Consider the following 9,433-nt stretch of genomic DNA (forward strand, 5'->3'; position numbering starts at 1 on the left):
CGCAGGGAGCATAGCCTTAGCTATGTGACCGAAGCTACAACGCAGCACGACTGCATGGATGCAGAAGGTAGCACCCAAGGGCATAAAAGCAACGCAGGAGCAAGCTGCCGAGAGCGACTGTCTACTTAGTCAGAAAATATGGTTCTCATTTGGTCAACTACTTATGATACGGGTGATTATGGAGAATACTCCAGCCCCGATAAACCTGCTCTGCAACCACTACCCTGACCAGCGGATGCGGCAGTGTCAATGGCGATAGAGACCAGCGAAGATCGGATCGGGCAAGGCAGGACACATGAAGCCCTTCAGGCCCGCCCACCAACAGGCTGACATTGCGCCCACTGTGCAGCCAGCCATCCATATTCTCTGCCAGCTTTTCCGTGCTCCAGGGTTTACCCAGCACTTCCAGAGTGACCACATGATCACCGGAGCCAATGGCTGCCAGCATCTGCCCGGCTTCTTTTTCCTGAAGCCGACTGATGTCAGAGCCTTTACTCCGTTTACCCAGAGGAATTTCAACCAGTTCAAGACGAACATCACCGCCCAGACGGCGGCTGTATTCCCGATAGCCTTCTTCCACCCAACCGGGCATTTTCGAGCCAACTGTGATCAGCCGTACCCGCATTAAGGCTGCTCGGCAGAAGTCAGGTCTTCAGCGACCAGATCAGCGCTATCCCAGAGACGTTCAAGATCATAGAACTGGCGAGTTGCCGGCAGCATCAGGTGAACAACCACGTCACCCAGATCAACCAGAACCCATTCAGACTTGTCTTGACCTTCCATACCTAACGGTCGGATACCCTTTTTCTTGCACTCGTCAATGACATTGTCTGCCAGAGACTTCACATGACGGTTAGACGTACCGCAGGCGATAACCATGTAATCAGTGACACTGGTCTGAGTCGAAACGTCCAGACAGGTGATTTCGTTACCCTTCACATTTTCAATAGCTTCAATAACAAGCTGTTTCAGTTCATCAGAATGCATAGACTGCAAAATTAACCTCTGTAAGTACCTACCCAAATAAACTCAAATTTTCTGGTTCATTGCGCAGGCACTCTGCTGCGTTACAACTCTGGTCACATAGCCCGAGCTATGCTCCCGCCGTTGTGCCTTGCATAGTACCCACGCACTAAACCAGAATTCTTTGATTTCATTTGCGCAGATACTTACCTTACCTGAACAATTATCGAGCTCAGGCCATTAGAACCGGTCAGGCTCGCAGGATTCCCCGCTGATGTCAACGCTCAAACGGAAATCACTTAGAGCCTCGTTCACTGCCGAATATGACCATCACCAAATACAACGTATTTCTGTGATGTCAGCCCTTCCAGCCCCACCGGCCCACGGGCATGAATCTTATCCGTGGAAATCCCAATTTCCGCACCCAGGCCATATTCAAAGCCGTCCGCAAAGCGGGTGGACGCATTGATCATCACTGAACTGGAATCCACTTCCCTAAGGAAGCGACGAGCCCGGGAAAAATCTTCCGTCACGATGGCATCGGTGTGATGAGAACCGAAATGGTTGATATGGGCAATGGCTTCATCCATATCTTTCACGACCTTTACTGACAACACTGGCGCCAGATATTCAGTAGACCAATCTTCTTCCGTTGCCGCAGTAATACCAGACAAAATCTTGCGCGTTTCAGGGCAACCACGCAGCTCAACATCCTTTGCTGCATAAATATCCGCTAGCGGTTTTAGCATGATTTCAGCGACCGCTTCGTGAACCAGCAATGTTTCCATGGCATTGCAAACCCCGTAACGGTGGGTTTTGGCGTTATCTGCAATGCGGATGGCCTTATCAACATCAGCCTTGTCATCCAGATACACGTGGCAAATACCATCAAGATGCTTGATCACTGGCACACGGGCATCTTTACTGATGCGCTCAATTAGCCCTTTGCCACCTCGGGGCACGATCACATCCACATAGTCCGGCATGGCGATCAATACACCAACAGCGGCACGATCGGTGGTTTCCACCACTTGAACTGCATCCACCGGCAAACCAGTTGCCTTCAAACCCGCCTGAATGCAACGGGCAATCGCTTGATTTGAGTGAATAGATTCACTGCCACCTCGGAGAATCACGGCATTACCCGACTTTAAACACAAGCTGGCGGCTTCAACGGTCACATTGGGGCGAGACTCATAAATAATCCCGATCACCCCAAGTGGCACTCTCATTCTTCCCAACTGAATACCGCTGGGAATGTATTTCATATCATCAATTGTGCCTACCGGGTCCGGCAGGGCTGCCACCTGTCGCAAGCCCTCAATCATGGCATCAATGCGCGCATCCGTAAGCTCAAGGCGATCCAGCATAGCTGCATCCAAGCCCCGTGCACGACCGGCTTCAAGATCCTGAGCATTCAGTTGCTTGAGTTGCGGGCGATCATTTTCCAGCGCCTCGGCAATCGCCAACAGTGCGCTGTTCTTCTCGGCGGTTTCTGCAGCCGCCATGGCGGTACTTGCCTGACGGGCTTTCTGCCCCAGACCGTGCATGTATTCCGTCACTTGATCAGTCAATGTTCTCTCCGCGTTCTTTTTCCAGTCTTATTAATCCGCAACCGGCATGGTGAATTCAAAAATAGTGCCACCATCAGGGTTTCTCTGGAAGGATAACCTTCCCCCGTGGGACTGAATAATGGAATGACACACCGTCAGACCAATGCCCATACCGTCCGCTTTTGTTGTATAAAAAGGTGTAAACAGTTTTTCTTCTGCATCATCCGCCAGACCATAGCCCCGGTCAATCACCGAGACTTTGACGAAGTTCTCATCTGCCCGCTCTGTGCGCACATACACACCGACTGAACGAGTATCCATATCCCGCATGGATTCCATGCCGTTACGAATCAGGTTCAATGCCACCTGTTGGATCTGCACTGGATCAACCTTCACATTGGGCAGGTTATCTTCCTGATCCAGATGGATTTCCATATGGTTATTGCGGGCATCCACCTCTGCCAGTTTGTAAGTATCCTGAATCAGCCGGTTCGGGTCTACACTGCCCAGAATATGATCCGGTTTTTTTACAAAGGAACGAATTCTGGCGATGATATCGCCGGCACGATTGGCCTGAACGTGAATTTTCTCCAGCGCTTCTGATAACCCAAGATCGTCTTCCGGTTCCAGACGCGCCAACATTCTTCTGCCCACCTGGGCATAATTTGAGATAGCGGTGAGCGGCTGATTCACTTCGTGGGCAAATCCTGCCGCCATTTCCCCCATAATACTTAGACGGGAAACATGGGTCAGTTGTTCTTTCTGGCTTTCCAGCTCATCCAGTGCTTTTTGTAACGCTTCTTGCTGCTTCTTTTTCTCGGTAATATCTCGAAAAACAACCACGGCACCATTGGGCTTGCCACTTTCCATTATGCCAGTAAATGAATAATTCACCGGAAACGGCGTGCCATCGCTGCGAAAGAACACGCCATTTTCAATGTGCCGGCTAACACCTTTCGCCAAAGCGGCTTCAATTGCACTCAACGACCGGCTATCCGCGGCCACTGCTTCTGCATCACCAATATTCCCTGAGCCACTGCCCTGCATTAACTGCACCAGATTGCAGCCTTTCAATTGGGTAATAGACCAACCCGTCATATTCATCACTGCTGGGTTTACAAAGGTTATACGACCATTTGCGTCCAACCCAAAAATCCCTTCGTTCATATTTTCCAGAATGCGGGCTTTATCCGCTTCCAGCTGGCGATTTCTCGCGGAGAGCGCTTGCTCTAATCGATGAATTTTCAGTTGTGTTTGAACCCGGGCAATCACCTCTTCTGCCTGAAATGGCTTTGAGATGAAATCCACCGCACCCATTTCCAAGCCCCGCACTTTATCTTTGGTGTCGTCCAATGCCGACAGGAAGATCACAGTGATATCCTGAGTTTCCGGGTTTTCTTTTAGATGCCGGCACACTTCATAACCATCCATTCCCGGCATCATAATATCCAGCAAAACCAGAGCTGGCTTGGCCTTACTGGCAATCCGCAGGGCACTGTCGCCATTATTGGCAATCAACAGCTTGTAGCTTCGACCACTCAAAGTTTGCAGCAGAACCTGCAGGTTGGTCGGGTTGTCGTCGACCAACAGGATACGTTCTTCTTGCTGCTGTTCATTATTCAGCTCAGCGGTGGCTTCAGCCTGATACATCGTTGGAAGATCCAGAAACTCAGTCAGAGTAAAAATAGACGGTAATAAGCAGATTATCTTACTATAACCCGTACTGTTATCAGAGCACTGCTTAACCAGCTCCCCATTTATGAAAATAACGCTATGAAAATACTGCTGATTGGCGGCACCGGACTTATCGGTCAGGAAGTACACACTTTACTGCAAGAGAAAAGCATCACCTGCTTCGCTCCCACCAGAGAAGAGTTGGATCTTGAATCCCCTGAAACCATTGATGCCTGCTTGCAAAAGTATGAGCCCGACCTGGTCATCAGCAGTGCCGGCTACCATAATCCGGCCAGCGCAGAGAATGAACCTTCCCGTTGCTTTCGTATTAACCGCGATGCCATGGCTCACCTGGCTCAAAGCTGCAGTGATCGAAACATCATCATGTTTTACATCTCAACCTACCGGGTGTTTGATGGCGAGAAAAAAGACCCTTACACCGAAAAGGACATTCCAAACCCCACCGGCGTATTAGCCACCAGCCGCTGGCAGGCGGAGCAGCAAATCAGTGAACGCTGCCCAAGACATATCATTCTTCGCTTCTCCTGGATCATCAGCCAGCGCCGAACCAACCTCCTCAAATACCTGCTCGATCAAATCAGTGAAGAACGCGATGTGGCCGTTGTGTCTGATCAACAAGGTTGCCCAACACCGGCAGATGATGCAGCCAGAGTGATCGTTGCTATTGTGCAGCAATTGGATTGCGGTGCCGAAACCTGGGGAACCTATCATTACGCCGGTGCAGAGCCGGTATCGGAAAATCGATTTGCCGAAGTGGTGATTGCCGAAGCCTCTCAGTACCATCCGTTAAAAATCCGCAAACTGCATATGAATAAACTCAACGACCGAAACGGCATACAAGCCCCTGCGAATGCCACGCTGGCTTGCCGGAAGATTCTCAGCACCTTCGGTGTGCACAATAAATCCTGGCGAAGCCCATTGGCCCGGATGATCAAAAGCTATTATGAGAAGTAATGTTCCTACTGTTGGTGCGGAGTTACTTTTATGATCATCAGCCAATACCCTGCCCGCCTTTCCAGTAAAATCATGTTGAGCACGAATACCGTTCAACTTGGCTTTACCCTGGAAGGTGAGGAGAAGTTTGAGTTTACTGCCGGACAATTCATTCAGCTGATTTTTGAGAAAGACGGTGAAACCTTCAAGCGCAGTTACAGCATTGCCAATGCGCCTGCAGACTTTGCTCAAACCGGTGAGCTGGAAATAGCACTGAGCTTTGTGGATAACGGGGTTGCATCGGAGTTGTTTAAATCCGAAGACGTGGGTTTCAAACTCAAAATTGCCGGCCCTTTTGGTGCACTCACCTTACCGAAAGATATTCCAGGGCAATTGATTCTGGCTGGCACCGGAACCGGGCTTGCACCTTATCGCAGTATGATTCCGGAGTTGAAGAAGCTTGTGGGAGATGGGACCCGTGTAACCGTTTTGATGGGGTTCAGACAGCGGGATGAAGGTATTTATATCGATGACTTTAAACAGTTAGCAAATGTTGATTATCGAATCTGCCTTACTCAGGAAGAGTCTGTCAAAGACCATGAAAACGAGTTTGAAGGCCGGGTACAAATGCAATTTGATGACCTCAACCTTAATTCTGACTCCGATATCATCTACCTCTGCGGCAACCCTGGCATGATTGATGATTCCGTCTCTTTATTGAGAAACGAAGGGTTTTCACCTAGGCAAATCAAACGAGAGAAGTACAACTTCTCCGGTCACTAATATTCACAGCCATCATCATTGCTAAGCACGTCACCGCTTTGGAACTGCAGCATTGTTGTGGTGGCCGTATTTTTTGGCCCATTTGATTTTACCGAACGTTCCACGGCCAGAAAAATGTACAAAAGAATCTTCCCCTTTCGTATTCACCTCCACATCATGCAAAATCGCATCAGAACTCTTTTTATCGACGAAACGCTTCTGATACAACTCTTTACTCATAATATCATGAACAGAAAGCTGTGAAACCTGCCCTGGTTTTGATAAAAGAATTTTCCTGTGAACATTTGTTCAGTTCGGATCATAAAAATAAAGAATTACTCCACCATTTTTCTTTTTAATTCTTAAACTCGACTTTAGATTTCCCATAAAACGGAAGTTTGGTCTGATTGCATAATTTCAAACTCAAGAACCACCGGCTAAGTAGTTAACCAAATGAAATCATATATTCCTGACCGACCTGCTCAAACACTCGTATGACTTCTGCTTCAAACGCCAGAATACGCACCATGACCTCAAAGAGATTCAACCATTCATACTTCACCTTTTTCCATAGCATTTCTATCAAGTTAAGTTCTGGAGAGTAGGTTGGCAGATAGCAGACAAGTATCTTCTTTTCGATCGCCCAGTCGGCCAGCTCCTCTCGGAATAACCGACTCGTGTGGATACTTGCGTTATCAACCATTACCACCGTGTAACGGTCACCAGAACTGTACTTGGGAGCGGCCATTTGCTCGGCGAATTCATAGAATACGTTAATCACTGTCTGGCTATTAACCATTCCAATAACGGGATAATAGAATAGGTCGTTGCTCCGGTTCATAAACCCAAGTACGTTGATACGTTTACTCTTGACGGAAGGAATTCGAAGTTGCTCTCCCCTCGGCTGCCAGGCGTAAGGCACTGAAGGTTCTTGTGAAAATCCAGATTCATCGAAGTAAAAAAGATTAATAAGGCCGTTGTCTTCTGCCTCTTTTGCTTCACTAAGAGCCTTGTGGCAACGATCAAAGTGCTCTTGATCTCGCTTGTGACTGCATGAACGTCGAACTCGTTTGTAAACCATGCCAAGGCTGTTAGCCATACGTCTCAACGTGTGCAGCGAAGTTTTTTTTTTGGTTTCTTCTTCAAGTACTGCTTTGGCGTGCCTTATACGACGCGGTTCATCTTTTACCAGCTCCTTGAAGCGAGCGACTTCTTCAGGGTTGAAGGTTAGAGGGACACCACCGCCATGGCTTTTATACAAGCCACGAATGCCAAAATCTTCCCACTGGTCTAYCCAGTTAGAGATGGTCTGATATTGAGTGCTGAATACATCAGCTATTTGCTCAAGAGTATACCCACGGTGGCTTAGCAATACAGCATGAGCTCGTTCTCTCAAATACGGAGTAGGACCAAGGCGCGAAGCCTGTTGCAGTGTAGTGATGATAGCTGGATCAGTTATGTTGGAAACCGATTTCATGATGATCGTACAGGTGGAAACTATGAGGAAACAGTAGTTCAAAATTCCTGAGCCGGCTCGTAATGGATTAACTGATTGATTGATCGGTTAGTCAGTTTATATGATTTCAAATGATCAACTACTTATAAACCATCCACCGTGTTAGCTGAAGAGGATGTAGGTGAATTCCTATCATTTATCCAGGCATCTGGTTCGAAAATAGAAAAGCCGTTTTTAGTGATCTGCATCAAGACAATTATTGAAAAAAATTGTGTGAATGAAGTTCTATTATCTCAGCTTGATAATGAAAAGTTCTGTAAGCTTTCTGAGTGGGTCAAAGTATTCGTGGATAAGGGGGTAGCTTCCGAGCACTGTGTTAAACTTTTAAAAGCCCGAAGTGTAGCCATCAGAATAGAAGGGGTTATAAAAAATCGAAGTGAGTTTAATTCCTCCAATGCTATATCATTTATATTGCCAGAAGAGTCCCCTCCGCCAAGAGCTCCGAGCCTGCCATATCCCGACTTAATATTTGACGAAAGGTTTCGGGCGGGTGAACCGCAATTTACGCAGCTAGAAACGATTGATCATTTTGAAACTGTGGGGGAGAGCGCATTGCAGTTCGGAGACGTGACAGCAGAGCTATTTACTAATGACGTAAACAAGATTTGTGATAGTCCTGATTCAGGATTTGACCCGTCTTTTGCTTTTGCATCTAAAATATCACAAGTAAACTCTGTTATCAGTATTGCTTCAGGAGTCGATTTAGGACACAATGAAGAGCCTGTTAACAGTTTTAGTGGGTTCTCGGGAGTGAGTCTTACACTTTATGGAATGAATGCTTCCATGGCAAGAACTGGCCAGGAGATTATGGCAGACGCTTTGTTGAAACTAGAAGAGTTAAAACGAAATAGCCTTGATGATGTAAGCGCGCAAGAAGCCGGTATTCAAATGCTTGCAGGAAAATATCATTGTGGAGTTGATTTTATATCTAGTTCAGGGCTTGCGCATCAACTAGGTACTAAAGTTCCTTATTATTTTCAGTAACCAATTTGAATAATACTGTATCTGTCGCTTAGATAGTGTATCGGTTCAGAGATGTTCGCTATGCAAACTCTACAACAGAATACACTGGTTACCTATATCGATACTGTACCGGATCCCCGCTGTGAAGGAATGTGCATACATAACTTTATAGATATCCTCATTATCGCCATATGTGCTGTCCTCTGTGGCGTTGAGACTTGGGAGGGTATGACAAAGTTTGGCCGYAAGAAAAAAGGCTGGTTGTCTACTTTTCTGGAACTACCCAACGGTATTCCATCTCATGACACTTTCTACCGAACTTTTTGCCTTCTCGACCCAACTGCCTTTCAAGAATGCTTTACACGATGGATTTCCATTTCCGATACTTTCAGAAACTTTTCCGGCGATGGACTGGATGTTATCCCCATTGATGGAAAGTGTCTTCGAGGTTCAAGGAGTAAATCCAAAAAGGCCATTCATATGGTAAGCGCCTGGAGCACCCGCGCAGGAATGGTTCTCTGTCAACGAAAGGTTGATGAAAAATCCAATGAAATCACTGCCGTTCCTGAACTCTTGAGGTCTATGTATCTAAAGGGTTGCGTTATCACTGCAGACGCACTCAACTGCCAGAGAGAGATTGTTAAAGTCTGCATCGAGCAGGGCGGCGATTATCTGCTTCCAGTTAAGGGCAACCAGGAGAACCTTCACAAGCAGATTGAAAAAGTAGCTGAGCAACAATGTGAATGGCACCCGGAGCAGACCCTTGGTTTCAATTATTCAGAAACGCAGGAAAAAGGACATGGCCGGACTGAGCGGCGTATGGTCTGGGTTATGGAAGACCTCTCTGAAATTACGGAAGCCAAAAAGTGGGAAGGATTACAGCAAGTAGCCATGATACAGCGTGATCGAAAATTGATAATAAAGTCACTACGGAGGTACATTATTACATCATGAGCAAACAGCTCAGTGCTGCAGAGGTACTGGACATTGCCCGTAAGCACTGGGAGGTGGAGAACAAACTTCACTGGAGGCTTGACGTTGCTTTTGG

The 9,433-nt window shown here is 47.2% G+C and carries 10 protein-coding genes; 4 read left to right on the forward strand and 6 right to left on the reverse strand.

Annotated elements, in window-relative coordinates; translation table 11 throughout:
* Positions 1-157: 157 nt before the first annotated feature.
* The 4 genes from rlmH to AKL11_RS10740 form a co-directional block, all read right to left on the reverse strand.
* On the reverse strand, positions 158-625 hold the full coding sequence (rlmH, locus tag AKL11_RS10725) for a 23S rRNA (pseudouridine(1915)-N(3))-methyltransferase RlmH (protein WP_067517185.1): 468 nt from the start codon (positions 623-625) through the stop codon (positions 158-160).
* Positions 625-987 (reverse strand): ribosome silencing factor, encoded by a 363-nt coding sequence (gene rsfS / locus AKL11_RS10730; protein WP_067517187.1) that lies wholly within the window; start codon positions 985-987, stop codon positions 625-627. Before rsfS ends, rlmH begins: the two co-directional genes overlap by 1 nt.
* Before the next feature lie 287 nt (positions 988-1,274).
* On the reverse strand, positions 1,275-2,513 hold the full coding sequence (locus AKL11_RS10735; RefSeq protein WP_216636503.1) for a glutamate-5-semialdehyde dehydrogenase: 1,239 nt from the start codon (positions 2,511-2,513) through the stop codon (positions 1,275-1,277).
* 54 nt (positions 2,514-2,567) lie between these two features.
* Positions 2,568-4,340 (reverse strand): ATP-binding response regulator, encoded by a 1,773-nt coding sequence (locus AKL11_RS10740; RefSeq protein ID WP_216636468.1) that lies wholly within the window; start codon positions 4,338-4,340, stop codon positions 2,568-2,570.
* Between AKL11_RS10740 and AKL11_RS10745 the strand changes: the two genes are divergently transcribed.
* Both AKL11_RS10745 and AKL11_RS10750 read left to right on the forward strand, forming a co-directional pair.
* The gene (locus tag AKL11_RS10745; protein ID WP_067517192.1) at positions 4,290-5,165 is read left to right on the forward strand and encodes an SDR family oxidoreductase; all 876 of its coding nucleotides are present in this window, start codon (positions 4,290-4,292) and stop codon (positions 5,163-5,165) included. The two genes, AKL11_RS10740 and AKL11_RS10745, sit on opposite strands and share 51 nt — an antisense overlap.
* 30 nt (positions 5,166-5,195) lie before the next feature.
* Positions 5,196-5,927, forward strand: a complete 732-nt coding sequence (locus AKL11_RS10750; protein ID WP_067517194.1) for an FAD-binding oxidoreductase — start codon at positions 5,196-5,198, stop codon at positions 5,925-5,927.
* A gap of 30 nt (positions 5,928-5,957) precedes the next feature.
* Here AKL11_RS10750 and AKL11_RS10755 read toward each other — a convergent pair whose 3' ends face one another.
* Positions 5,958-6,146, reverse strand: coding sequence for a hypothetical protein (locus AKL11_RS10755; protein ID WP_067517196.1), 189 nt, complete (start codon positions 6,144-6,146; stop codon positions 5,958-5,960).
* Positions 6,147-6,351: 205 nt separating this feature from the next.
* On the reverse strand, positions 6,352-7,383 hold the full coding sequence (locus AKL11_RS10760) for an IS630 family transposase (RefSeq protein WP_067517198.1): 1,032 nt from the start codon (positions 7,381-7,383) through the stop codon (positions 6,352-6,354).
* 138 nt (positions 7,384-7,521) lie between these two features.
* On the opposite strand from AKL11_RS10760, the gene AKL11_RS10765 reads away from it, so the two are divergent.
* The gene (locus AKL11_RS10765; protein ID WP_067517200.1) at positions 7,522-8,406 is read left to right on the forward strand and encodes a hypothetical protein; all 885 of its coding nucleotides are present in this window, start codon (positions 7,522-7,524) and stop codon (positions 8,404-8,406) included.
* Between the two features lie 60 nt (positions 8,407-8,466).
* On the forward strand, positions 8,467-9,339 hold the full coding sequence (locus tag AKL11_RS10770) for an ISAs1 family transposase (protein ID WP_067517202.1): 873 nt from the start codon (positions 8,467-8,469) through the stop codon (positions 9,337-9,339).
* Positions 9,340-9,433: the final 94 nt, after the last annotated feature.

Source organism: Endozoicomonas ascidiicola (assembly GCF_001646945.1).
Lineage (GTDB): Bacteria > Pseudomonadota > Gammaproteobacteria > Pseudomonadales > Endozoicomonadaceae > Endozoicomonas > Endozoicomonas ascidiicola.

Bases quoted from the DNA above. Each gene is read 5' to 3' on its own strand.
- AKL11_RS10735 (WP_216636503.1), bottom strand. From the start codon at position 2,513: ATGCACGGTCTGGGGCAGAAAGCCCGTCAGGCAAGTACCGCCATGGCG.
- AKL11_RS10750 (WP_067517194.1), top strand. From the start codon at position 5,196: ATGATCATCAGCCAATACCCTGCCCGCCTTTCCAGTAAAATCATGTTG.
- rsfS (WP_067517187.1), bottom strand. From the start codon at position 987: ATGCATTCTGATGAACTGAAACAGCTTGTTATTGAAGCTATTGAAAAT.
- AKL11_RS10745 (WP_067517192.1), top strand. From the start codon at position 4,290: ATGAAAATACTGCTGATTGGCGGCACCGGACTTATCGGTCAGGAAGTA.
- rlmH (WP_067517185.1), bottom strand. From the start codon at position 625: ATGCGGGTACGGCTGATCACAGTTGGCTCGAAAATGCCCGGTTGGGTG.
- AKL11_RS10755 (WP_067517196.1), bottom strand. From the start codon at position 6,146: ATGAGTAAAGAGTTGTATCAGAAGCGTTTCGTCGATAAAAAGAGTTCT.